We start from the raw sequence: 25295 nt of genomic DNA on the forward strand, positions 1-25295 counted from the left end.
ACGGGGCGCTACGGTTGACTCCATGCGTCGTACCCTGCTCGTGACGAACGACTTTCCTCCTCGCCCGGGTGGTATTCAGTCCTACTTGCACAGCTTCGCCTCGCAGCTGCCGGCCGACGAGCTGGTGGTCTACGCCCCCCGCTGGCGCGGCGACTCGCACGAGAAATTCGATGCCAGGCAGCCTTTCGAGGTGATCCGGCATCCGACGACCCTGATGTTGCCGACTCCGCTCGTCGCGCGTCGTGCGGCTCGAATCCTGAAGTCCCGAGGCTGCGATTCGGTGTGGTTCGGTGCGTCGGCTCCGTTGGCAGTGATGTCGTCGTACCTGCGCAAGGCCGGGGCCGATCGCATTGTGGCGAGCACACACGGTCACGAGGTCGGATGGTCGATGGTGCCGGGCGGGCGGGCGACCCTGCGCACGATCGGCGAGAACACCGATGTGGTGACCTACGTCAGCAAGTACACCCGGGGGCGATTCAGTTCGGCGTTCGGGCGGACCGCCGCCCTCGAACATCTGCCGCCCGGTGTCGATACCGATCGCTTCGTGCCCGACGACGCAGCGCGAGCGGAACTTCGTGCCCGCTACGGCCTCGGTGATCGCCCCACCGTTCTGTGCCTGTCCCGGCTGGTTCCGCGCAAGGGTCAGGATGTCCTGATCCGGGCGCTCCCGGGGATCCGCCGGGCCGTCGACGGAGCGGTTCTGGTGATCGTCGGCGGCGGGCCGTACGAGAAGACTCTGCGCGAGCTCGTCCGATCCACCGGCATGGAGCAACACGTGGTGTTCACCGGTACCGTGCCGTCGGCGGAGCTCGCCGCCCACCACACGATCGCCGACGTGTTCGCGATGCCGAGCCGAACCCGAGGTGCCGGTCTCGATGTCGAAGGTCTCGGCATCGTCTACCTCGAGGCGTCTTCCTGCGGTGTACCCGTAGTCGCCGGCATGTCCGGGGGTGCGCCGGAAGCGGTGCAGCACAACAAGACCGGCCTCGTCGTCGACGGCACGTCCGTCTCGGACACCACCGACGCCATCGTGCGAATCCTGTCCGATCGCACGCTGGCGACGCAGATGGGCAACGCCGGCCGCGCCTGGGTGGACGCGGAATGGCGCTGGGACGTGCTGACCGAGAAGCTGCGTTCGTTGATCTAGGCAGTACGGCTCAACGGGAGTAGATCGACTCGATCTCGTCGGCGTACGACTTGGTGATGACGTTGCGCTTGAGCTTCATCGTGGGAGTGAGCTCGCCGTTCTCTTCCGAGAAGTCGTGGGGGAGAAGTCGATACTTCTTGATGGACTCCGCATGCGAGACGGACTTGTTCGCGTCGGCGACGGCGGCGTCGATCTCCGCGACGAGTTCGGGGTCCCTCTGCAGATCCGCCGCGGTGGCGTCGGCGGCCTTACCGTGTGCGGACTTCCAGCGATCGAACGCGTCCGGATCGAGGGTGATGAGCGCGCCGATGAAGGGCTTCTGATCGCCCACGACGACGGCCTGGCTGATCAGTGCACCCGCCCGCAGGTGGTCTTCCAACCCGGCGGGTGAGACGTTCTTGCCGCCTGCGGTGACGATCAGTTCTTTCTTGCGTCCCGAGATCGTGATGTAGCCGTCGTCGTCCACGGAACCGAGATCACCGGTGCGGAACCAGCCTTCGTCCAGCGACTCGGCGGTGGCGGTCTCGTTGCGCCAGTAGCCGTCGAACACCACCGGTCCGCGGAGTTGGATCTCTCCGTCCTCGGCGATGCGCACGGTGTTGCCGGGCAGTGGACGCCCGACGCTGCCCACGCGTTGGAATCCGATGGTGTTGACCGCGAACGCCGCCGTGGTTTCGGTCAGTCCGTAGCCCTCGTAGATCGTCACACCGATGCCCCGGTAGAAGTGGCCGAGCCGGGAACCGAGGGGCGCTCCGCCGGAGATCGCGAGTTCGCACTTGCCGCCGAGCGCTGCTCGCAGTTTGCCGTACACCAACTTGTCGAACACGGTGTGCTTGGCGCGCAACACGATTCCCGGACCTCCGGTATCCTGCGCTTCACTCCATGCCACTGCGCATTCGGTGGCGAGGTCGAAGATCTTTCCCTTGCCGTCGGCGTGCGCCTTCTGCTTGGCGGTGTTGAAGACCTTCTCGAACACTCGCGGAACCGACAGGATGAAGTCCGGTTGGAACGTGCCGAACGTCGCGACGAGATTGGGGATGTCGCTGGTGTGGCCGATGGTGACCCCGGCGTCGAACGACGCGATGGACACTGCGCGTGCCAGGACGTGCGCGAGCGGAAGGAACATCAGCGTGCTGCGGCCCTGTGTCATCAGCGATTTCAGCGACGTCTCACGAATCCCGAGTGACTCGGCGAGCAGATTGGCGTGGGTCAGCTGGACGCCCTTGGGCCGACCGGTGGTTCCCGAGGTGTAGATCAGGGTTGCCGGGTCGGACGAGACGAGTTTCGAAACCCGTAGGTGCACCTCGTCTTCGGCGACTTCGGCACCACCGTCGAGCAGTGCCTGCACTGCGTCGGTGCCCGCCGAGTTCGCGATGACGAACGTCTGTCGGACCGACGGGGCTGCTGCTACAACGGACTTCGTCTCCTGCACATGCGCGTCGTTCTCGAGAATCAGCAGGACCGGCTCGGCGTCTTCGAGGATCCATTCGACCTGACCGGCCGAGGACGTCTCGTAGATCGGCACCGTCACACCGCCCGCGGCCCAGATCGCGTAGTCCACTACCGACCACTCGAATCGCGTCGACGACATCAGTGCGACCCGATCGCCCTGCTCGATGCCTGCGGCGATCAGACCCCGTGCCACCCCCACCACCAGGCGCTCGAACTCGGCGGCGGTGACGTCGATCCATTGTCCGTCCACTGTGCGTCGGAACACCACCGCGTCGGGCGAGGTGCGGGCGCGAGCGAAGACGGTATCGACAGCCGAGTCGGTGTCCGCGATGGCGTATTTGGCGGCGACGGTGAACTCGCGCACGGGATTACCTCCGGATAGAACTTGGGGAGAACGAAAGTCGATAGCTCGGCTTCACAGATACTCTAGACCCGGGCTCCCGGCGTCGAAATACGCCTCGACGCGCACGGCCCCCGACCCGATGTGTGAAGCTCTGTCGATGAGCAGTATTCAAGTTGCGGATCAGACATTCGTGGCCGCCCCCGGCGTGCGGGTGGCGCAGGCGTTCGCGTCGCCTGCGCGGTGGCGTCGATGGTGGCCGGATCTGAACCTGACGATCACCGAGGACCGGGGTGAGAAGGGGATCCGCTGGGCAGTGCGCGGCGGTGTGGTCGGAACGATGGAGCTGTGGCTCGAGCCCGCGCTGGACGGGGTGATCGTCCATTACTTCCTGCACGCCGAACCCGCCGCGGACGCCGACGTGGCAGCGCACCAGCATGCCCGGCGGGTGGCCGGACGTGCGATGACGTTCGAGCTCAAGCGAGAGCTCGAGGCCGGTCGGTCTGCAGGTGAAGCACCCCACCACGTAGCGTCGACTTCAGCTCGCGAATGAACCGCGCGGTACGGTCGGCCGGTTCGCATTGTGCGTCCGCGGATCGATCGTGTGAGATAGGCCTGCGCGAGTTCTGCGGCACCGAAGCGAACCGAGCTGATCGAAGTACCCGAGAGGAAGCGGACCAGTAGTCATGGCGGAGAAAACCCAGAGGTCGATCGTCGTCGAAGCTCCATCGAGCCGGGTCATGGACGTCATCGCCGATTTCGACGCGTACCCCACGTGGGTGTCGGCCGCGAAATCCGTCGAGGTCCTCGAGGTCGGTGCGGACGGCCGCGGCAAGCGGGTCAAGTTCGTGCTCGACGCCGGGATGGTGAAAGACACCTACGAGCTCGAATACGACTGGGCAGCCGACGGCAATTCGGTCTCCTGGAACCTCGTATCGGGCGAAATGCAGAAATCGCAGAACGGCTCGTACACGTTGAAGGAGACCGGCAGCGGCACCGACGTGACGTACGAGCTCACCGTGGATCTGAACATTCCGATGATCGGTCTGTTCAAGCGCAAGGCAGAAAAGGTCATCACCGACACTGCACTCAAGGAATTGAAGAAGCGGGTCGAAGGCTGAGCGAAGCTCGCACCGAAGCCCGCACCACGGTGTTGCTGTTCCTCGGCAAAGGTGGTGCGGGTAAGACGACGCTGGCGGCTGCGTCGGGGCTACGACTCGCCCAGGCCGGCGAACGGGTTCTGATCGCGTCCGTCGACCAGGCTCACTCGCTCGCCGATGCATTCAAGGGGGACGCCGAGGTCGAGGATGCGTCCGGTGTTCGTTCGATCGCACCCGGCCTCGACATCCTCGAGATCGATACGTTGAGGCTGCTCGAAGCCCGGTACCGGGGATTGGGCTCACTGTTGGCCGTGGCGTCCGCGGGACACGAGCACGGGGTGAGCTTCGGGGCGATCGAACCGGAGGAGCTGCTCGGTCTCCCGGGAATAGAAGAGCTGCTCGGCATGCACGAGATCAGCCGTCTTGCCGACGAGAATCGCTGGGACACAGTGATAGTCGACCTTCCCGCATCGGCGGATGCCTTACGTACCCTGCAGTTGCCCGACACCGTCGCCGCATACGTCGAGCGGATCTGGCCTCTGCACGCTCGGATGGTCGCCGGCACCGGTTCCGATGTGCGGCTCACTCTCGTGGTGGCGATGATCGAGCGAATCCTCGCGCAGATCGACTCCGTCCGGTCCCTGATCACCGACGCCGACCGTACCGGGGCGACCGTGGTCGTCACCGCCGAACAGCTCTCGATCGTCGACGCGGAACGAACTCTGTCGGCAGCTGCTCTGCTCGGAATCAGAATCGATCGTGTGCTGGTCAACAGAATCCTGCCGAAGCTCAACGCATCGTCGGTCGGTCTGGTGGGCGCTCATCCGGCCGTGTTCTGGTTCGAGAGGTGGCGGGCGGCGCAGCTCGACGCGGTCGCCGAGCTGCGCCGACGCATCGGTACCGTGCCGATCGTGGAGGTGGAGCAGGCTCCCGGTGAACCGGTAGGGTTGGGGCCCTTGCAAGATGTTGCCGATCGCCTCGAACCGGACTCCCTCGAACGGCGCGCGCCGGGCTGGGGTGAGAAGCCTTCGGTCGTGCTCGAGTCGGGTGGCGGACTCGAATCCGTGTACGCGATGAGAATGCTGCTGCCGGTGGTGGATTCGACGACCTTGGGCCTGGGGCGAGTGGAGGACGACTTGATAGTGAGTGCCGACGGGAGGCGACGGCGCATCAGATTGGCGTCGGTGCTGCGTCGGTGCGTGGCCGACTCCGCCGAACTCGACGGACCGTGCCTGGTGGTGCGTTTTCGTCCGAACCCCGACGTGTGGCCGCTGTGACTCCGACAACCCCGACGGCCGGGGTGTCGCGATGACCTCGGACCACTCCGAGCTGGGGGCGGACCTGCTGGCCCTGGCCGAGACCGTGCTGACGCGACTCGAGCCCATCCTGCGTCGCGTCGCCGAGACGCAGCAGGATCGTGACCGCCAGGGATGCAGTTGGTGTCCGGTTTGCGCTCTCGCGGCACTGGTGCGCGGGGAGCGCCACGATCTCGTCGAGCTCGTGGCCTCCGAGAGCGCCGTGGTGATCGCGCTGTTGCGTCAGTTGCTGGCCGATCACACGACCTCCGGGGCGACGCACTCCGCAGCGCAGGCTACGCCGACCTCGCCGCCACCGGGGACTGCGCCCGAGCCCGGGTCCGGTAGTGCCGGTGTCCCCTCGGACCCCGCGGAGGTCGCGGACGTGTCGATCGACACGAAACTTCAGGGCGATCGTCCCGCTTCGTTCGTTCCGATTACCGTTCGAGTGAAGAATTCGCGTTCGGACGAGCAGGAGCGTCCGTGATCGGAGCGACTCGGGTGCAGCCCGCGCGGGGGACGGGCGAGGAAGGCATGAACGAATGAAGCGCCACCACCAGCGACTGACGGTAGGAATCGACGTGGGTGGGACGAGCCTGCGCGCGTCCGTCGTCGATGAGGACGGGCAAGTCCTCGATTCGACGGCCGCTCCCACTCCGCACACTGCGCGTGCGCTCGAACGCGGTCTCGATCGGGCCGTGCAGGAGCTGGCCGGGCGACACGACATCGCGGCCGTCGGGCTCGCCGTCGCCGGGTTCATCGACTCCGATCGCACGACGGTTCTCTTCGCCCCGCATCTGCCGTGGGTGAACACCCCTGTGGCGACCGAGATGAGCATGCGCATCGGTCTGCCGGTGTTGCTCGAGCACGACGCCAATTCTGCGGCGTGGGCCGAGTATCGCTTCGGTGCGGCGTCCGGGGGGCGCAACGTGGTGATGGTGGCCATCGGCACCGGAATCGGCGCGGCCCTGTTGATCGACGGCAGGATCTATCGGGGTAGCCACGGTGTGGCACCGGAACTCGGTCACATCCAGGTCGTGCCGGACGGCCGTGCGTGCCCCTGCGGCAAGCGCGGTTGTTGGGAGCGGTACTGCAGCGGCACCGCTCTGGTGGACACCGCAGTCGAGTTGCTGGCGGCGGACCCGGCGTCCTCGACGACGCTGGCACGTGAGGTGTTCCTCGACCCGGGTTCGTTGACCGGCCGCCGAATCGCCAGTGCCGCGCACGAGGGTGACTCGATCGCCCGCCGCACGATGGAGGACTTCGCGCAGTGGCTCGGCGTCGGGCTCTCGATGGTCAGCGACGTGTACGACCCCGATCTGATCGTGCTGGCCGGTGGAGTGGCGACGTCGTCGAGTCAGTTCCTCGCTCGCGCGACCGACAAGTACGCGGAGCTGGTGACCGGTGCGGGGCATCGCCCCCTGGCGCGTATTCGCAGTACTCAACTCGGTGAGGCAGCAGGCATGATCGGGGCCGCGGAGTTGGCCCGGGCGCAGTTCGTCACCGGCGTTCGCTGACGGTTCTTCGACTGCTTTCTGTGACCTCGGTCCTGGTGTCGGCGATGATGTGGCTGGTGTCATAAACCGTGGGTACAGTTCACTACGCGGCACGGTTCGAGGACGCACGGCCGCAGTCGATTCGCTTCAGGGCGAGGCGGCACCAAACGATTTCCCGACCATCATCAGGGAGCATGTCAATGTGGTACTGGCTGGTTAAGTACATTTTCGTCGGCCCCCTTCTCATCGCCCTGGGTCGGCCCACGATCGAGGGTGCGGAGAACATCCCGACGGAGGGGCCGGTCATTCTGGCCAGCAACCACAAGGCCGTTCTCGATTCTTTCTACCTTCCGCTCAAGACGCCTCGACGCATCACCTTCCTCGCCAAGAGCGAGTACTTCACCGGACCGGGACTCAAGGGCAAGTTCCAGAAATGGTTCTTCACCGCCGTCGGGCAGGTGCCGATCGATCGCACCGGAGCCGACGCGGCACAGGACGCACTCAACGCAGGCGTGCGTGTGATCGAAGCAGGCAAGGTTCTCGGTATCTACCCCGAGGGCACTCGGTCACCCGACGCGCGGTTGTACAAGGGCAAGACCGGGATGGCGCGTCTGGCACTGCAGACCGGAGTTCAGGTGATTCCGGTCGCGATGATCGGTACCGAGAAGATGAACCCGATCGGTTCGCGCGTGTGGCGTCCGGCGAAGGTCACCATCCGGATCGGCAAGCCCATCGACTTCTCGCGCTTCGAGGGCATGGCAGGCAACCGTTTCGTCGAGCGTGCGGTGACCGACGAAGTAATGTACGACCTGATGTTGCTCTCCGGTCAGGAGTACGTGGACGTGTACGCCGCATCGCTGAAGAAGGCTGCGCCCGAGGCGGAGTCGGGTCCGACCGCGCAGCGCATCCCGGATTCCAAGGCGAGCTGAATCTGCTCGGCCCGCTCCGTGATCAGACTGCGGAGCGGGTGTCGACTGTCGTATCGGCCCGGTCGGTCCAGCCGACCGCGGCCACCGCGATGATCGACGCGAGCGCCCACCACACGTATCCCGAGGCCGCGAACTGATCCACGAGCGGCCAACCGAGACCGCTCCAACGGCCCTCGCCGAGCTTCCAGTGCGGCGGGTAGACCATCAACGCCAGCCCGACGGGCACCAGCGTTGCCAACAGCGCACTGCGGCGTCGGTAGCCGAGGACGGCGAGCACCACGGTGAACGGGATGGCCCACACCCAGTGGTGTGACCAGGAGACCGGCGACACCAGCAGACCGAACATGGCGTTGATCGTCAGGGCGAGAGCAGTCTCGCCCGCGGCGAACGCCTTTCGCATCGCTATCGCCGCGATGGCAAGGACCACCACCGACAACGCGAGCCACAGGATCGACCGAGGCAGTTCGTCCAGCCCGAGCCGCGCGAGCACTCCGGTGATCGACTGGTTGGGCGGGTAGGCCGGACCGCCGATTCGGTCGGAATCGACGATCGTCTCGGTCCAGTACTTCACCGAGTCCGACCACGTCAGCGCGAAACCGACCGCGGTGAACACCGCAAAGCTCAGGACCGAAACCACAGCGGCTCGAAAGTCCTTGCGCAACAAGAAGAACAGTACGAACACCGCGGGGGTGAGCTTGACGGCAGCCACGAGTCCGATCAGCACACCTCGGGGCCACGGCGTCTTCTTCGGCAGGCAGTCCAGTGCAACGAACGCCATCAGCACGATGTTGATCTGCCCGTAGTTCAGCGTCGAGGTGACCGGCTCGAGAAGCAGCACGGCCACGGCGAAGACTGCTCCGGCAGACCACCACACGAGCGTGCGAGGACGCAGTCCGAGCGAGGTGAGGGTCACCACGACGGTCACCAGCAGCAGGAGCATGGACAGCACGGTGACCGCGATCGAGGCGGCGTACAGCGACACCGACGACAGCGGGCTGAAGATCGCCGCGGCGATCGGGGGATAGGTGAACGGCAGCGTCGTACCGGTCGCGATCGGCGGCAGTTGACCGTAGAGATCCCCGCCCTCGGCGAACACCTGACCGCCGAGTCGATACACGTCCAGATCGAGTCGGTAGTGCTCGCCGAGCTCACGCAACCCCGGAAAGCCGTTGAGATGGAACAGCACGCCGACGAGAGCACCGATCAGGACGAGAACCCTGCTCGACGCCACCGCCCAACTCGGCCACCGGCGTCGCGTCGGCGCCGCCGGCTCCGATGCTTCGGCGACCGGACGGTTGGTGTCGGGCGGAGTCACTGGCGTTGCCTTTCAGGGCTGTTCGGATCGGGGCTACCGGCACGTGGGGGGACGTGTCGGGGACGCGCTAGGGTGAGCCGCGTGCGCTACTTCTACGACACAGAGTTCATCGAGGATGGTCGCACAATCGAGTTGGTGTCGATCGGTGTGGTGTCGGAGGACGGTCGCGAGTTCTATGCGGTGTCCTCCGAGTTCGACCCCGAGCGCGCCGGCCGCTGGGTTCGACGCAACGTGCTTCCCAAGCTGCCACCGTACTCGTCGCCGCTGTGGATGAGCAGGTCGCGAATCCGGGACGAACTGCTCGAATTTCTCGTTCCGCACTACGGTGCCGAGGTCGAACTGTGGGCGTGGGTGGCGGCGTACGACCACGTCGCGCTCTGCCAGCTGTGGGGCTCGATGACCGAGTTGCCGCGTTCGCTGCCGCGGTTCACCCGCGAGCTGCGCCAGCACTGGGAGGATCGCGGCAGTCCCGAGCTGCCGTCGGTGCCCGACGACGCTCACGATGCCTTGGCCGACGCGCGGCACAATCTGGCGAAGTTCCAGACGATCGAGGAGTACTCGCACCGCGGGTGAACACCCGTTGTCCTGCGGCTTCGGCGGTGCGAATATCCTGTAGCCGTGAACTGGACTGTCGACGTACCCATCGATCGCTTGCCCGACCTGCCGCCGTTGTCGCCGACGCTGCGCTCTCGATTGGACGATGCGTTGGCCAAGCCGGCTGCGCAGCAACCGCAGTGGGATCCCGAGCATGCTGCCGACATGCGCAAGGTGCTCGAGAGCGTGCCACCGATCACCGTCGCCGGTGAGGTGGAGGCGTTGTCGGACAAGCTCGCGGCCGTCGCCCGAGGCGAGGCCTTCCTGCTGCAGGGTGGCGATTGCGCCGAGACGTTCGTCGACAACACCGAGCCGCACATCAAGGGCAACATCCGCACGCTGCTGCAGATGGCTGTGGTGCTCACCTACGGCGCGAGCATGCCGGTGGTCAAGGTCGCCCGTATCGCCGGTCAGTACGCCAAGCCGCGGTCGTCGAACATCGACGCGCTCGGTCTGCAGTCCTACCGCGGCGACATGATCAACTCGCTCGTCGCCGACGAGAGCGTCCGCGGCCACGATCCGTCACGACTGGTGCGCGCGTACGCCAATGCCAGCGCGGCGATGAACCTGGTCCGCGCACTCACCGGTGCAGGGATGGCGGATCTGCACAAGGTGCACGACTGGAACCGCGAGTTCGTCGCCCAGTCGCCCGCCGGTGCGCGCTACGAGGCGCTCGCGGGGGAGATCGATCGCGGCCTGCGCTTCATGGATGCCTGCGGCGTCTCCGACCCGAACCTGCACACCGCGCAGATCTTCGCCAGCCACGAAGCGCTCGTTCTCGACTACGAGCGTGCGATGCTGCGCCTGGACAACACCGACGATCACCCCAAGCTGTACGACCTGTCCGCGCACTTCCTGTGGATCGGCGACCGCACCCGCCAGCTCGACGGGGCGCACATCGCGCTGGCCGAGCTGATCTCCAACCCGATCGGTCTCAAGATCGGGCCCACGACCACGCCCGAGATGGCCGTCGAGTACGTCGAGCGCCTCGACCCGACCAACAAGCCGGGACGTCTGACGCTGATCTCACGCATGGGCAACGGCAAGGTTCGCGACATCCTGCCCGCCATCATCGAGAAGGTTCAGGCCACCGGCCACCAGGTCATCTGGCAGTGCGATCCGATGCACGGCAACACTCACGAGGCCTCGACCGGCTACAAGACGCGCCACTTCGACCGCATCGTCGACGAGGTCCAGGGATTCTTCGAGGTGCACAACGGCCTCGGAACGCATCCGGGCGGAATTCACGTCGAACTGACCGGCGACAACGTCACCGAGTGCCTCGGCGGTGCCCAGGACATCTCGGACCTGGACCTCGCCGGCCGGTACGAGACCGCCTGCGACCCGCGTCTGAACACGCAGCAGAGCATCGAACTGGCATTCCTGGTCGCCGAGATGCTTCGCGACTGATCAGGGTAGCGAGACGACCATGACCTCGGAGCCCGGTTCCACCCGAGAACCGGCTCCGGGGCTCTGGGTGATGATCAGCGACCCGTCGGTGTCCACCACCTGACGGACGTCGATCGTCAGGCCCAACGTCTCGACAGCGGTCCGGGCCGAGCCGACCGAGCGACCCAGCAGCGACGGCACGGTGACGGCGTTGGACACCTCGAGCGCAGCGGTGGTCCCGGATCGCACCGTCTGCCCGGCCTCCGGCGTCGTCCCTATCGCCCTGCCGCCGTCGGTGTCCTCGTCGAAGGTCTCCCGAACCTCGCCGACGGTGATGCCCACCGATTCCAGCGTTGTCCTGGCCTGGTCGACGCTCTGCCCGCGTACGTCGGGTACCTCGACCGGCGGTGCCCCCTTGCTGCGCAGCACCGTGACCGAGCTTCCCGTGGTCAGTACGGTGCCGGGCGGCGGGTCCAGGGCTGCGACGCCGCCGATCGGAGCGGACGTGCTGAAGGCCTCGCCGCCGTCGACGGGCGTGAACGTTCGGTCTCGCAGTTGCTGCTCCATGTCGTCGACGGATGCGCTCGTGTCGATCGAGGGAACGGTGGGGCGTCCCAGTGACACCAACAGAGACACCGTGTCGCCCTTGGCGATTCGCGATCCGCCGGTGGGGTCGGTGCCGATGAGAAGGTCGGTGTCCACCGAGTCGGAGTAGGTTCCGCGCACCGCGGCTTCGAGACCGGCGGCTTCCACGGCACTGGTGGCACCGGTGGTGTCGAGCCCGTCCACCATCGGGACTGCGGTGTAGCGACCCGAGCCCATCCACCATCCGCCGAAGCCGACCAACACCGCGAGCAGGGCGACGACGAGGAGCCAGATGACGATCGCTCGGCGCGAGCGCTGGCGGTCGGCGTCGAAATCGGGGAACTCGTAGTGCCGCCTGCCGGTCGGGGGTGGTCCGGCGGGCGGCACCTCGGCGATGTCCTGGCCGTGGTCGATGCCCCGCGCTGTGGGCGAGGTGACCACCCTGGTGTGCTGCACCCCGTGTTGCGGAGGTGGCGGCGGCGAAGTGTCCACGACCTGGGTGCGAGCGGACGGCGGACGGTTGCCCGCGACCGTTGTCGGTGCTCCGGCTGCGGCCGAGCTCAGGTGCTCGGCCGAGCGCTTGGGTGCCGGCACTCGGTACTCGGGCAGCGCCAGCGCCGACGCGGCCGCGCGCAGGGCCCGGGCCATGTCGTCGGCATTGCGGTACCGATTTTCCGGGGCGCGGACGGTGGCACGCTGGACCACCTCGTCGAACTGCGGGGGGACGCCTGCGATGAGGGTGGAGGGGAGCGGTACGTCGTTGTCGATGCGCTGGTAGGCGATGGACAGCGAGGTGTCGCCGGTGAACGGCGTGCGTCCGGTCAGCAGCTCGAACAACACGACACCGACGCCGTAGACATCGCTGCTAGCGGACGCGGAACCGGTGGTGACCTGCTCGGGAGACAGGTACGCGGCGGTGCCCAGAATCACACTGCTCGACGTCACGGTGGAGGCCGCTATGGCTCGGACGAGTCCGAAGTCCGCGATCTTCACGTCACCGTCGTCGCTGATCAGGATGTTCTCGGGCTTGATGTCGCGGTGCACCAGACCGGCTCGGTGGGCTACGGCGAGTGCGTCGAGGACCGGCCGGATGACGGCCGCTGCAGCATGCGGAGGCATCGGTCCACGCTCGCGCAGCAGCTCACGCAGAGTTCCGCCCTCGACGAGTTCCATGACGAGGAAGGCGTGTTCGCCGTCTCGACCGTGGTCGTAGACGGCGACGAGGCCCGGGTGACTGAGCCTGGCCACGGCCCGTGCCTCGAACTCGAAGCGCTGGACGAACTGTGGGTCCTCGGCGAACTTCGGGTCCATGATCTTCACCGCCACGGGGCGGTCGAGCCTGGTGTCGAGTCCGCGGTAGACCGTCGACATACCGCCGCGCGCGATCGGTGCGTCTATTCGGTATCGACGATCGAGCATCGAACCCGGTATCACCGAACCTCCCCTCGTCGTCCACTGGTCTTCCGGCGTTCGACGCCGGATGCTGAAGTCGATCGTATCGGTGCAGGAGATGCCGACCGACGATCGTGGCTCGTGTGTTCGTCCTGCTGGGCCGACTGTCACGCTTTTGATGTCTGGATGCCGGACCCGTTAACGTTACCTGCGTGAGTGCCATTCCCTATGCCGACGATGTGCTCGATCCGTCGGTGTCCGTGCTGCAGTTCGCCGACGTCGCGAAGATTCTCGACGTTCCCAAGACCCGCGTCGAGCAGCTGATTCGAGATCGGCAGCTGCTGGCGCTGAAGCGTTCGCGTGTGCCCGGTGTTCCCGAGCAGTTCCTCGACACCGACAAGGGCACCATCGTCAAGGGCCTGCCGGGTCTGCTGGCCGTGCTGCACGACGGCGGTTACGAGGACGAGGAAATCCTGCGGTGGCTGTTCACCGAGGACGAGAGCTTGCCCGGTGCACCCGTCGCTGCTCTGCACGGCGACCTGATGCGCGAAGTGATCAGGCGAGCTCAGGCAATGGCCTTCTAGCGAATCGTTGCGCGCTTGAAGCCGGTGACGGCGAACTGCGGAAGCGCGATGCGAGCTCGGGTCCACTGCGGCACCGTCGCGCGTTGCGAGAGCACGCGGTAGCCCTGTGACTCGACCTCTGCGAGTATGCGGCCGTACAGGATCGATGCCGTGCGCATCGACGGTCGCACTCGCGGATCCAGCATCTCGATACCCGCGTCGGACGTGCGGTAGATCGAGCGGGTGACGGCGATCAGGTGCGCGAGGGCCCTGGTCACCCTGGCGTCGACATTTCCCGTGGTGCGGCACCACCGGAGCAGTTCTTCGTCGACACCGAACGCAGCGAGTTCGTCGGTGGGTAGGTAGATGCGGTCGCGATCGAGGTCCTCACCCATGTCTCGGATGAAGTTGGTGAGCTGGAACGCCTCGCCGAGGGCTGCGGCGGGAGGCTCGGCCTCCGACCGCTCGACGACGGTTCCCAGGATCGGCAACATCTGCAGTCCGATGACCGCAGCGGAGCCGTACATGTACTCGCGCAGCTGCTCCATCGTCCGGTAGCGCGAGACGAACATCGGACTCCCCGGAATGTCCATCCGCATCGAGTGCATGAACGCGTAGAAATAGTCGTGCGGAATGTCGTAGCGCCCCACGGTGTCGCACAACGCGCTCAACACTCGATCGGACACGCTCTCGGACAACGGTTTTCCGGCCAAGGCGTCGCGCACCCGGGACTCGATCACGTCGAGTTCGACGATGCGTCTGGCATTGAGTTCGTCAGATCCCACGGAGATGTCGGTGCCCTCGAGGTCCACGATGTCGTCGACCATCCGGGCGAACCCGTACAACGCATGCACGCCTGCGCGCTTGTCGGTGGGGAGCAGGCGAGTGGCGAGGAAATACGTCTTGCCGTGCTGGGCGTTGAGTTCGCGACAGATGCGGTATGCCTCGTGCAGCTCCGGATCGATCCCGTCCAGTTCTTTCATCACGCGAGCCTTCATGACGTGGATTCGTCTCCGGTCGGTTCCGTTGCTGGGGTCTTGGGTGCGTTCGGCACGGCACGGTGTTGCCTGGATCGGTCCGATCGTAGACGCAGCGGATCGACGCGCGTCAGAGACAGAGCTGCGACGACCGCGGCGAAGACCGCCAGTGCGACGTGTCCGAGGGTGTAGAGGCCGATCGATCCGTCGGGTTGGAAGACGAGCATGAGCCACGTCGACAGACCCGTCAGGATCATCAGGGTGGTGCGCGAGAGTGCGAAGCCTGCGGCGACAGCCAGTGGCCACGAGTAGTACCAGGGCAGGGCCGCGGGGGAGAGGACGACGGTGGCGACCAGGGCGATCAGAATGCCCTTGACCGCGTCGCGTTCGGATCTGCGGCCCAACCACCAGGCGACCGCTAGCACGACGACCAGCGCGATGGCGCACAGCAGGCGGGTGACGTCGAGAACGGGTCCGAGGCGTAGATCGAGGAACCACGACGTGCTGACGGTCACCAGGTGAGCCAGGATCGTGGGAAGCGAGAGCCAGTTGATGATCTTGGCCGATCCGGAAAGCGCGGTCAGCCAACCGATTCCGACTCCGGCGATCACCGACGCCACGGCGAACACAGCAACGAAGACGGCGGCTCCGATGCCCGCGGTCTTGACGAACGCCAGGGCGGGCGGCATCGGGGTTCGCCCCTCGGCCCGCGCCTTCTCCCGCAGATGGAGCATCCAGATCCACACCAGGAAGGGCAGCGCCAGGCCTGCTGTGGCCTTGATCGCCACCGCGATCGCGACCAGTGCGATGCCGCCCACGTGTCGGTGTTCGAGCGTCAGCACGATCCCTGCGGTCATCAGGCCCACCATGAGCAACTCGTTGTGCACTCCGCCGATCAGGTGGATCAGGACGAGAGGGTTGAGGACGGCGAGCCACACCGCGGTGGTCGCGCGGCCGCCGAGGTGTTTCGCCAGCCGCGGAACCGCCCACATCATCAGTGCCAGGCCGGGCAGCATCGTCAGGCGCAGCAGCATGGTCCCGGCGATGACGTTGTCGCCGGTCAGGCTGGTGATTCCGCGACCGAGCAGCAGGAACAGCGGGCCGTACGGGGCGGTGGTGGTGGTCCAGACGTTGCTGACGTTGTCCAGCAGAACTCCTGGATTGGCAACGGGGCCAACGGCATACGGGTCGAATCCGTCGCGGAGCAGAGCGCCCTGGGCCAGGTAGGAGTACGCATCGCGGCTGAACATCGGCACCGACAGCAGTAGCGGAGCGGTCCATGCCGGGACGATCCAGCGCAGTTCGCCCACCGTGGTGCGGCCGTGCAGGGTTGCGCGCCCGAGCCGAACCCACGCGGTGATCATCAGCAGTACGCCGACCCAGACGATGATGGTGGAGAGTACGAATCCGTGACCGAATCGCAGCCACGACAGGTGCATCTCCTCGAGCAACGGATCGCGTCGGCGCACACTGCCCGCGCCGAACCCGCCGAACACGATGCAGACGGCACCGACCACACCGAGTATCGCTGCCTTGCCCTCGGGACTGCGCAGGAAATTGCCGGTTGCGGTCAGTCTGGACGGTCGTCGCGCAGCCGAGGGTGGGGTGCCGCCGTCCGACGATCGATCCTCGGAGGTGGAGTGCGACGAGATCGAAGACATTGCCGCCTGCTCCTCCTCTGCAACGAGTTGTGGGTCGAGATGTGTACGTCGGCCGATGGTTCTCGCCGATCACCGAACGATCATGGTCGCAGCAATGAGCGCGACCGGCAAACGATCGCGCTCAGCTTAGTTGGTCGACGCAGTGAATCGAACGAACCTACCGGCCCGTGCGCCCTGTCACCCGCTGCGCGGCGAGCTTTCCCGACACCAGAACCGTGGGGACGCCCACTCCAGGAGTCGTGCCCGAGCCGGCGAGAACCACGTTGTCGAGCCCGGCGACCATGTTCTTGCGTCGGAACGGTCCGGTCTGCCTGAACACGTGGGCGGACGAGAACGGAGAACCCTCGATCATGCCCTTCTGCGCCCAGGTCTCGGGTGTGTCGATGTGGTCGAGCGTGAATCCGTCGAGCAGACCCTTGTATCCGCGAGCCTCCAGAGTCGTCAGGATCTCGTTCAGATACGGCTGCGCCAGCTCGCCCCACGGCAGTGGAGCGCTGTCGAGATTGGGGCACGGTGCGAGGATCGACACCGGTTCGCTGCGTACTCCGCCGCGCACCACTTCGAGATCGGGATCGCTCACCGACGGTCGGGTGATCAGCAGGGACGGATCGGCCATCAACGATCCCTTGCCCGATCGCGCGGTGATGCGGCGGAAGGTCTCGGCCCATTCGTCGCCGAAGTCGATGGTGTGGTGAGCGCGGGCGGGCCACGTCTCCGTCAGCTCGACGGGAACGGTTCCGTGCGCGACGACCGCCGACGGTGAGACCACGCCGTATCCGTTCCGTCGGCCCTTCTTCGACACCGACGCCCTGTCGAGGAGTCGATCGACGACGGGCAGGTCTGCGGTGAGAACGAGTGCGTCGCAGGCGATTCGACCACCGGCTGCGGTGATCACGGAGTCGGCCCGACCCCGGTCGACGGTGATGTCGACGATCTCGGTGCCGAGTTCGAGCGTGCCGCCTGCGGTGACGAACGCGTCGGCCATGGCCTTGGCGATGGCCGCCATCCCTCCCTCGGGGAAGAACACTCCGAGGGAGGTGTCCATGTGCGCGATGGCTCCGTAGACCGCCAGGGCCTTCTGGGGTGCCATGCCTGCGTAGAGCGCCTGGAACGTGAAGACGCGGCGTAGGCGGGTGTCCTTCAGGAACTTGTCGACGCGGGGCCCGAGGCGACCGAAGCCGCCCAGTTTCGTGAGTGTCGCGGTGTCGGAGATCGCAGCTTTCGATCCCACGAGATCGAGCGGTGAATCGAAGTTCGAGTCGATGAAGCGGTCGAACTCGGCGTCGAAGATGTCGGCGAGCCAGCGTCGCAGTTCGCGGTATCCCTGCGCCTCGGCGGGGCCGCAGGTGCGTTCCACCTCGGCCGCCATGGCCTCGGGATCGGAGTAGACGTCGATGGACGTGCCGTCGGCGTAGCGCGTGTGATAGGACGGCGACAGGGCCGTCAGCCGAATCGGCGGCGTGGTCGATTCGAAGTCGGCGCCCACGGCGGCGAGTGCCTCGAGCACCAGGTTCGGCATCGTCAACACGCTTGCACCGTTGTCGATGTCGTAGAGGTGCGATCCGTCGGTGTCCGACACCGGGTACACCCCGACGCGGCCGCCCACGGTCTCGTGACGCTCGACGAGCGTGACTTTTCTGCCCGCTCCCAGTAGGTGCAGACCGGCGGCGAGGCCTGACAATCCGGCTCCCACGACGACGACGGAGTCGGTGGTGCCGGAGACCGTGCGGAACGAAGACATGGCGCTCTCTTTCAGTACTGCCGTTGGATGGCGGCGGTTGCCATGGCGCGCAGGTGCGCGGCAGCGACCGGTTCGATCGAACTGTTGTCGAGGGCTGCGACGGCCCGGGTCCCGAGGTCGTCGATCTGTTTCTCGACCGCGTCCACTGCGCCGAGTTCGACGAGAATGGACCGGATGTCGGCCACTTCGTCGGCGTCGAGTTCGGTCCCGAGGCTGGCCCTGATCGTGGCTGCGTGATCCGGCCTCGTCTCGTCCGCCTTCTGCAGTGCCAGCGCGATCAGGACGGTGCGTTTGCCCTCGGTGATGTCGTCGCCGGACGGTTTGCCGGTCACCTCGGGATCGCCGAACACTCCGAGGAGGTCGTCGCGCAGCTGGAACGCGATTCCGATGTCCGCACCGAAGTTGCGGTAGGCCGAGATCAGGTTCTCGTCGGCATCGGCGAGGACTGCCCCGAGATGAAGCGGCCGCTCGACTGTGTACGCGGCGGTCTTGTAGCGGTTGACGCGCATTGCCGCCGCAACGCTCTCGTCGGTGCCTGCCTCGGCTTCGATGTCGAGCAACTGACCGCCGAGAACCTCCGTGCGCATCGCCGACCACACCGGCTGGACTCGCCGCGCGGCATCGGCGTCGATACCCGACTCGCGCAGTAGATCGTCGGCCCAGCACAGAGCGAGATCGCCGACGAGTATCGCTGCCGATTCACCGAAATGGTCCGCACAGCCGGTCCAGCCCGCGTCCCGGTGCCGTTGGGCGAAGCCGACGTGCACGGTCGGGAAACCGCGTCGCGTGCTGGACGAGTCGATGATGTCGTCGTGGATCAGAGCGCAGGCCTGGATCAGTTCGAGCGCCGAACACGCCCGCAGCACTGCCTCGGCGCGGGCACCGGTGGATTCTCCGCCTGCACCGAGCCACGCAGTCCAGGCGAACGCGGGGCGCATGCGTTTGCCGCCGCGAAGCACGAACGCCTCGAGATCGGCCACGGCATCGGGGTAGCCGCCGCCGACGGTGTCCACGACACCTCGGCGCGAGGCGAAGAACTCGGCGAGAGTCGCGTCGACTGCCGAACGCATCGCCTTCGGGTCGTTCGCGGCGACGGGGGCGTCGGCTACGGGTGAAGAAAAGTCTCCGGACAGGACGATCCTCCAAGGTTGCTGTGAATTGCGTGGATTCCGGTTCCCACAGTAATAGCCGCGCACACCCTGGGCCGACGTGCAGCGAACATCTCTCGTCCGGGAGGCCTCACGGGCGTCGGTGGGGCGCAACCTATGATCTTCGGGTGAGCGAAGAATCCGTCAGGGGGCGGTCGAGTCGAGGATTCGTGACGAGAACACCGTCCATCGTCGACCGGCTACGGACAGAACCCGAGGCCAGGATCCCGTTCTCGGTGGAGTTCTCGCCTCCACGAGACGCGGAGGCCGAAGCCAGGCTGTGGCGAGCGGTTCGTGAGTTCGAACAACTTCAGCCCGCATTCGTGTCGATGACCTACGGCGCAGGCGGCTCGACCCGCGATCGAACGGTGCGCGTCACCGGGCAGATCGCCGAGGAGACCACCCTCCTCCCTGTGGCGCATCTCACTGCCGTCTCGCACAGTGTGGACGAACTGCGATCGATGGTCGGGTCGTACGCGGACCGCGGCATCACCAACATTCTCGTACTGCGAGGAGATCCCCCCGGAGATCCACTGGGCGACTGGGAGAAGCATCCGGACGGAGTCGAGTACGCCGAGGAGCTGGTCCGGTTGGTACGTGATCTCGGCGACTTCCACGTCGGCGTGGCGTCGTTCCCCGAAGGTCACCACCGCGCCGCCGACCTCGAGCAGGACACCCGGTGCCTGGTCGGCAAGTTGCGGGCGGGTGCCGAGTACTCGATCACTCAGATGTTCTTCGATGTGGACGACTACCTGCGCCTGCGGGACCGCGTGAGTGCGTTCGACGCCGAGCAGGGTGCCAAGCCGATCATTCCCGAGATCATGCCCATCACCTCACTTCGTTCGGTTCGCCGGATGCTCGAGCTCTCGGGCACAACGCTTCCGTCGCACCTGGACGAGAAGTTCACTCGCGCAGCAGGATCCGGTCCCGAAGAGGACCGCGCCGCCGTCCGAGAGGTGGGCATCGAACTCGCCACGAACATCGGTGAGCGCCTGATCTCCGAGGGCGCGCCCGGATTGCACTTCATCACCCTGAACTTCGCGCGCGCGACGCGTGAGGTATTGAGCAATCTGGGGCTCGCGGCCGCACGAGTGTGAGACGGGTCAGGGCTCGCGGCGCGGCATCGGGCGCGACTTCCACGACAGCGAGCCACGACGCCTGCGCACGTGGGATTCCGCGACGAGGCCGACGAACGCGAGAATCGACACCGGGTGCAGCGCAGCATCGACTGCGTCGACCACCCCGAACCGCGATCCCACCTCGCTGCGCCGGGTGGACATCCGAGACACCGTTCCCGCGAGATACCCGGCGAGGCCGAGGCGACGTGTGACACCCGAGGACGTGAGCGCGGTGATCGGGGGCAGTACGTACACTGCCGTCAGTGCCAGGGCCGCCGCAGCCGAACCGGCCGGTCCACCGAACTCGCTCCACAACCACCGGCTGTAGCCGGACCGCAACTCCGCGGCCGATCGGTACATCCGGCATCGGACGAACCCCGCACCCGACGCCACCGCCGTCGAGAATCCCCGTCGACGCAGAGCGCGTGCCAGATCCAGGTCCTCGGTTGCGCTCGCCGCCACGCAGCTGTGGCCCCCGATGGCGCGATAGGCGGCGGCGTCGAAGGCCATGAACTGCCCGCAGGCGACCGCCATCGACGGTGCGAGAGTGGCGTTGCCCAGAGGTACCGGAAGCGTGGACATCCACGACCAGGCGAGCAGCGGCTGGACGAGTCGCTCGACGGTGCTCTCGGCAAGTTGCTCCGGCCACGGGCACAGCAGGGAGGCGCCGCGCCGTCGCAGTACCCGGGCCGCTGCCGCCACCGCCTCCGGTTCGAGTCGCACATCGGCATCGACGAACACGATCAGCGACGTCATCGGGTCGTCCTCGTCGGCCAGTCTGGCGAGCTCGGCGCACGCTGCGGCCTTGCCGGTCCAGCCGGCCGGGGGAGCGACACCGGAGGTCACGACGCGAATCCTCGGGTCACCGTCCGCAGCCGCACGGGCAGCGGACGCCGTTCCGTCGGTCGAATCGTCGTCGAGGACGATCACGCGCAGGTTTGTGCACGATCGTTGCCGCGTGAGGTCGCCGATCAGCGCAGGCAGCGTCGCAACCTCGTTGCGGGCGGGAATGCAGACGACGACGCGCTCGGTGACGTCGTGGTCCGGGGAGCGCAGGCTCGGCATGAACCGAGAGTTGAACACGGAGACCGCGGCCGACGCTGTCGCGAGGACGCTTGCCGTCGCCGTCGTGCGCGCGAGCAGGCGGGCTCTCACACAGACGTTCTGTCGGTGGAGCTTCCGGAGTCGGTGTTGCGCGACCCGCGGCCCCGCAGCGGTGGGTTGCGCGACACCCATGCCATGGCCCCGACGATGGCCGCGACGCCGACGGTCACGCCGCCCACGATGCCGGCCCAGCCGGCGAAGCTGCGGGTGTTGGGATCGGGATAGTTGACCTCGGCGCGCAGCGAGGTGACCTCGCCCGCAGGCAACTTCCACGAGATCGAGTTGTCGCTCTCGCGGGTGCCGTTGGTGGTGCCGATGCGGGCCGGGAACGCGATGGTGAACTGTACGTCCGAGCCCTGCACCGGAACGGAGGAAAGATCGGCGTTGCCTGCCAGAGTGACGGTGTCACCCGAGCGCTGCAGCGTCAGCTGGAACGATCCGGCCGCGTTCTGGAAGATCGAGCCGAGGGTCTGCACGTCGCCGAACGACAGATCGTCGAAGATGGCCTGCGACCCGACGTATCCGTCCTGGTTGTACGGCTCGACGCGAACCTTGTCCTCGATCGAGGAGGGCACCACCAGTTCCGGGCCGGTGTCGGAGTCCGATGTCGGCACGCTGGCAGCCACGATCTGACCCGCGACGCGGTCGTTCGCCGACACGCCCATCGTGACCTGCACACGCAGGCAACCGGCCAGCATCGGCGCGACCAGCAGCGCCAGCGCGACCACCGAGAGAACGCGGCGGCGGTGGGTTCGATGAGATGTTCGCGATGTCGACTGCACAGCGACATCGTGCCAGGACATCGAGGTGATGTCAGTCGGCAGGGGTTGTCAGCGAGGCGTGTCGGTACCGGAGCGATCGACGGCCGCACGCGGTCCGGCCCCGAGTGGTCGGTCGCGACGGGCAATCCACACCAGGGGGATGCCGACGAGGCCCATGACGACGAACCCGTACACCGCCGAGTATCGGAGTTCCGGACCGTCGAGGAACACCGCGTGCGCGAGCGCCGACCCCAGCCACGTCCACAGGAACAACCCGATGGGCACCGCGTCGTCGGATGGCTGTGGGCGACCGACGGCGCGGTCGATCGATTCCATCACCGCGGCCATCAGGGTGGCCACCACCAGCCAGCCGAGGTAGTTGGTGAGCGGAATCGACGGCACCCCGGGCAGCCCGGCGGAACCGGCAGTCCAGGTCCACTGTCCGTCGGTGACCATCTGCGGATCGAGATACAGGTCCCAACCGACCATCCCCACCGCGACCGCCACGATTCGGAGTGCGGTGGCGCGTACCTGCGTCGTATCGAGACGGCGAACGACGAAGGTCACGGCACACCAGATCGGATAGAACCCGGCCGTCCACGCCAGGGGAACCACGACAGGCACCTCGAACAGGCTCGGGCCCAAGCGATTCTGCGCGTAGAAGTATTCGCCGAACGGGATGCCGGTGGCCGTGCCGACGAGTTCGGACGCGAACCCGGTACCTGCGGTCACGACGACGAGAATGGTGGCCCATACGATGCCGCGATTGAGTGCCGCGTGCAGGATCGACGCGAGCGCGAGCAGGGCCACCACCGCCACCGTCACCACGTCTCTGGTCGATCCCGACACCAAGGGGTAGAGGATCTGGCAGCCCACGGCAGCGGCAGCCACGACGATCGGCGCAACCTTCATAGCCGTTTCCTTCCGAAGAACGTGCGACGGCGGGCGGCGCGGGCGTCGGCGATCGCGATCCGCGCCGCCGAACGACCACTGGCCGCTGTGACCCCTCCGCCGGGATGGGTCGATGCGCCGGTGAGATAGAGCCCGTCTGCACCGGGGACCCGATGTCCGGCCAGTTGAGGATGCGGTCGCCACATCATCATCTGGTCCAGCGACATGTCCAGATGCATGATGTTGCCTCCGACCAGACCGAGCTCCCGCTCGATGTCGGGTGGCGACTGAACGAACCGATCCAGCACCGATCCTGCGAAACCGGGTGCGTATCGGTCCAGTTCGGCCACGATCCGATCCGCCTCGAACTCGGCCAACGAGCGCTCGCCGGGAACATCCGATCGCCACTGTCTGCCGTCGGCGAGGGTGTGGGGATGCCACTGCGACCACAGAGAGATCTGGTGCTGTCCCGGCGGCGCGATGGTGGGATCGAGCGCGCTGAAGGACATCCCCAGCACAGCCGGGGTGGGCGGCAGATCGCCTGCCAGCGCGTGCCCGTGTGCCAACCGCAGTTGGCTGCGGTCGCGTACCAGCAGCGCCAGACCGTGGGTGCCGTCCTCGATCCGGTCCGCGCTCGGGAACGTCGGAAGGGCGTCGGTGGCCAGTCTGACCGCGGCACCGATCCCGGGCCCCACCCGAATGGTGCTGCGCCACCGCGCGAGCTGCGCCGAGTCGTGGCCGCCGGCTGCCAGCAGGTCGAGGGTGGTCACGATGTGGCAACCGGCCACGACGATGCGGCTGTCGATCTCCCGTCCCGACGCGGTCCTGGTGGTCCAGCCGTGTGGGCGGCGTACGAGCGAGGTCACGGCGTCGCCGAGCGTCAGTTCGGCGCCGTCGCGCTGTAGCCGAGCGATCATCGCCTCGGTCAGCGCGCCGCTACCGCCGACGGCGCGGCCCGGCGGAAGGGTGTGCATGAGGGCAGCGAAGCCGACCATCGGTGCGGTACCCGGCTCGGACATCGGCGGACCCGACTGTGCGCCGAACCACGCGAGTGCGGCCTTGAGTCGTTCGCTCGAGAACATCTCGTCCAGCAGGGAATCGCCGGTGGCCAGGAATTCCCGCGAGAGCATGCTGCCGCCGTCGGGCGCGCCGAGGCCCCAGAAGGATCGGAGCAGTTTCGCCCCGGTTGGTGGTCCGCCGAACGCACGCATGGTGCGTTCGCTGCGGGGACCCCAGACGGAGACGAAGGTGCGGTAGGCGCGTGCGTCGGCTGTGCCGCAGGCAGCGGCGATGGAGTCGCAGGTTCGGTCGAGATCGCGGTGGAAGACGATGCCGCGTTCGTCGGTGCCGACGGCCCCAGGCGCGAACGCCCAGGGATCGCAGTCGATGTAGCGCAGACCGAAGTCGGCGAGTCCGAGCTCCTCGATGATGCCGGTGTGACGAATCATGATGTGCGCCGACGAACCACGGTCCACACGGTGGCCGGGAAAGCGTTCCACCGTCGACACCGCGCCACCGGCAACGGAGTCGCGCTCGAGAACCTCGACCGACATGCCGGCGTCGGTCAGGTAACAGGCAGAGGTCAGGGCATTGTGGCCGGAGCCCACCACCACAGCATCGATCACACCCTCAGGCTACTGGCCCGTCGAGAGGCAACCGGCGGGCCAGGACTGCGAAGGGGCGTCGGTCACCGGCGAACGTGAAGTCGCGTAGTACGTCCGCGAAGCCGAGCCGCCGGTACAGCCGCCAGGCTCGATTGTCCTCCTCCGATACCTCGGGTGTGGACAACATCACGTTCTGCGCGGAAACGCCGTCGAGCAGACGGCTGCACAGCCGTCCGCCGAGGCCGTGCCCCTGAGCGCTCGGCAGGACGTGCAACTCGGTGAGCTCGAAGTAGTCGTCGAGCGTGGCCTCGACGTTCTGTGGGGAATGCCCCGTGCGTCGCAAACCGTCGCGAACCTGTTGATGCCACCACTGGTGCGCGGCACCGTCGTAGCCGTATGCCACGGCGACCAGGGAATCGGGTTGTGTCGGGTCGGTGTTCGGGAGCAGTGCACCGACTGCTCGCCAGCCCGGCCGGTGCAGATGTTCGCTCCACATCGGTGCTCTGCTCTGTTCGGTTCCACGCGGATAGCCCATGGCCTCGACGTAGATGGACAGTGCCTCGAACAGCCGCTGGCGGAATTCCGGGGGCGTCAGATCGACCAGGTACGGCGTTGTCTGCGCATCGGTGACGACTGTTCTCAACCTTTCTTCGGAAACTTGTCGGTGGGCACAGCTATATTGAATGTGTCGAA

The 25295-nt window shown here is 66.6% G+C and carries 23 protein-coding genes; 11 read left to right on the plus strand and 12 right to left on the minus strand.

Translation table 11 applies throughout. From position 1 onward, the window contains the following. Positions 1–22 precede the first annotated feature (22 nt). Positions 23–1147, plus strand: coding sequence for a glycosyltransferase family 4 protein (locus CH291_RS20340; RefSeq protein WP_068052069.1), 1125 nt, complete (start codon positions 23–25; stop codon positions 1145–1147). Between the two features lie 10 nt (positions 1148–1157). Here CH291_RS20340 and CH291_RS20345 read toward each other — a convergent pair whose 3' ends face one another. Beyond that, positions 1158–2963 (minus strand): AMP-dependent synthetase/ligase, encoded by a 1806-nt coding sequence (locus CH291_RS20345; protein WP_094688465.1) that lies wholly within the window; start codon positions 2961–2963, stop codon positions 1158–1160. Between the two features lie 136 nt (positions 2964–3099). Between CH291_RS20345 and CH291_RS20350 the strand changes: the two genes are divergently transcribed. From CH291_RS20350 to CH291_RS20375, 6 genes are all read left to right on the plus strand, one after another. Next, positions 3100–3492, plus strand: coding sequence for a polyketide cyclase / dehydrase and lipid transport (locus tag CH291_RS20350; protein WP_082898941.1), 393 nt, complete (start codon positions 3100–3102; stop codon positions 3490–3492). A gap of 133 nt (positions 3493–3625) precedes the next feature. Next, a complete protein-coding gene (locus tag CH291_RS20355; protein WP_068052039.1) occupies positions 3626–4060 on the plus strand; it encodes an SRPBCC family protein in 435 nt (144 codons plus the stop codon). 29 nt (positions 4061–4089) lie between these two features. After that, a complete protein-coding gene (locus tag CH291_RS20360; protein WP_094688466.1) occupies positions 4090–5316 on the plus strand; it encodes an ArsA family ATPase in 1227 nt (408 codons plus the stop codon). Between the two features lie 31 nt (positions 5317–5347). Beyond that, a complete protein-coding gene (locus CH291_RS20365; protein WP_094640131.1) occupies positions 5348–5821 on the plus strand; it encodes a hypothetical protein in 474 nt (157 codons plus the stop codon). A gap of 55 nt (positions 5822–5876) precedes the next feature. Continuing rightward, positions 5877–6851, plus strand: a complete 975-nt coding sequence (locus CH291_RS20370) for an ROK family protein (RefSeq protein ID WP_037192841.1) — start codon at positions 5877–5879, stop codon at positions 6849–6851. A 179-nt stretch (positions 6852–7030) separates the two neighbouring features. Further along, complete coding sequence (locus CH291_RS20375) at positions 7031–7759, plus strand: lysophospholipid acyltransferase family protein (RefSeq protein ID WP_068052034.1); 729 nt, start codon at positions 7031–7033, stop codon at positions 7757–7759. Positions 7760–7781: 22 nt separating this feature from the next. Here the strand turns inward: CH291_RS20375 and CH291_RS20380 are convergent, their stop codons facing one another. Then, positions 7782–9074, minus strand: a complete 1293-nt coding sequence (locus CH291_RS20380) for a glycosyltransferase 87 family protein (RefSeq protein WP_094688467.1) — start codon at positions 9072–9074, stop codon at positions 7782–7784. A gap of 81 nt (positions 9075–9155) precedes the next feature. Here CH291_RS20380 and CH291_RS20385 point away from each other — a divergent pair, with 81 nt between their 5' ends. Further along, positions 9156–9647 (plus strand): polyadenylate-specific 3'-exoribonuclease AS, encoded by a 492-nt coding sequence (locus CH291_RS20385; protein ID WP_094688468.1) that lies wholly within the window; start codon positions 9156–9158, stop codon positions 9645–9647. Between the two features lie 45 nt (positions 9648–9692). Beyond that, entirely contained in the window at positions 9693–11078 is a 1386-nt protein-coding gene (locus CH291_RS20390; RefSeq protein WP_032394396.1) for a class II 3-deoxy-7-phosphoheptulonate synthase, read from the plus strand. Here CH291_RS20390 and pknB read toward each other — a convergent pair whose 3' ends face one another. Then, the gene (gene pknB, locus CH291_RS20395) at positions 11079–13061 is read right to left on the minus strand and encodes a Stk1 family PASTA domain-containing Ser/Thr kinase (RefSeq protein WP_094669891.1); all 1983 of its coding nucleotides are present in this window, start codon (positions 13059–13061) and stop codon (positions 11079–11081) included. It lies immediately after the preceding gene. 185 nt (positions 13062–13246) lie between these two features. On the opposite strand from pknB, the gene CH291_RS20400 reads away from it, so the two are divergent. Then, the gene (locus tag CH291_RS20400; protein WP_068052028.1) at positions 13247–13618 is read left to right on the plus strand and encodes an Rv2175c family DNA-binding protein; all 372 of its coding nucleotides are present in this window, start codon (positions 13247–13249) and stop codon (positions 13616–13618) included. On the opposite strand, the gene CH291_RS20405 is transcribed toward CH291_RS20400, so the two are convergent. The 4 genes from CH291_RS20405 to CH291_RS20420 all read right to left on the minus strand — a co-directional run bounded on the left by CH291_RS20405 (position 13615) and on the right by CH291_RS20420 (position 19046). Next, positions 13615–14580, minus strand: a complete 966-nt coding sequence (locus tag CH291_RS20405; protein WP_068052046.1) for a phytoene/squalene synthase family protein — start codon at positions 14578–14580, stop codon at positions 13615–13617. The genes CH291_RS20400 and CH291_RS20405 overlap by 4 nt on opposite strands. A gap of 11 nt (positions 14581–14591) precedes the next feature. Then, a complete protein-coding gene (locus CH291_RS20410) occupies positions 14592–16235 on the minus strand; it encodes an alpha-(1->6)-mannopyranosyltransferase A (protein ID WP_094640129.1) in 1644 nt (547 codons plus the stop codon). Positions 16236–16392: 157 nt separating this feature from the next. Next, positions 16393–17976, minus strand: a complete 1584-nt coding sequence (gene crtI / locus CH291_RS20415; protein WP_094688469.1) for a phytoene desaturase family protein — start codon at positions 17974–17976, stop codon at positions 16393–16395. A gap of 11 nt (positions 17977–17987) precedes the next feature. Beyond that, on the minus strand, positions 17988–19046 hold the full coding sequence (locus tag CH291_RS20420; RefSeq protein ID WP_068052016.1) for a polyprenyl synthetase family protein: 1059 nt from the start codon (positions 19044–19046) through the stop codon (positions 17988–17990). Between the two features lie 248 nt (positions 19047–19294). On the opposite strand from CH291_RS20420, the gene metF reads away from it, so the two are divergent. Further along, positions 19295–20221 carry a methylenetetrahydrofolate reductase [NAD(P)H] gene (gene metF, locus CH291_RS20425; protein WP_218829048.1) on the plus strand — a complete coding sequence of 309 codons (927 nt, stop codon included), beginning with the start codon at positions 19295–19297 and terminating at the stop codon, positions 20219–20221. Between the two features lie 6 nt (positions 20222–20227). On the opposite strand, the gene CH291_RS20430 is transcribed toward metF, so the two are convergent. Genes CH291_RS20430 through CH291_RS20450 form a run of 5 tightly spaced genes read right to left on the minus strand, consistent with a single transcriptional unit; the run spans position 20228 to position 25245 of the window. After that, positions 20228–21397, minus strand: coding sequence for a glycosyltransferase (locus CH291_RS20430; RefSeq protein ID WP_231893931.1), 1170 nt, complete (start codon positions 21395–21397; stop codon positions 20228–20230). Further along, positions 21394–22149 carry an LppM family (lipo)protein gene (locus CH291_RS20435; protein WP_176460266.1) on the minus strand — a complete coding sequence of 252 codons (756 nt, stop codon included), beginning with the start codon at positions 22147–22149 and terminating at the stop codon, positions 21394–21396. Before CH291_RS20435 ends, CH291_RS20430 begins: the two co-directional genes overlap by 4 nt. 27 nt (positions 22150–22176) lie before the next feature. Next, a complete protein-coding gene (locus CH291_RS20440; protein WP_094688471.1) occupies positions 22177–23019 on the minus strand; it encodes a carotenoid biosynthesis protein in 843 nt (280 codons plus the stop codon). Next, positions 23016–24623, minus strand: a complete 1608-nt coding sequence (locus CH291_RS20445; RefSeq protein WP_094688472.1) for a phytoene desaturase family protein — start codon at positions 24621–24623, stop codon at positions 23016–23018. The genes CH291_RS20440 and CH291_RS20445 overlap by 4 nt, the downstream gene beginning before the upstream one ends. Before the next feature lie 4 nt (positions 24624–24627). After that, positions 24628–25245 (minus strand): GNAT family N-acetyltransferase, encoded by a 618-nt coding sequence (locus tag CH291_RS20450; RefSeq protein WP_094688557.1) that lies wholly within the window; start codon positions 25243–25245, stop codon positions 24628–24630. Positions 25246–25295: the final 50 nt, after the last annotated feature.

This window comes from Rhodococcus sp. 14-1411-2a, from assembly GCF_002259485.1.
GTDB lineage: Bacteria > Actinomycetota > Actinomycetes > Mycobacteriales > Mycobacteriaceae > Rhodococcoides.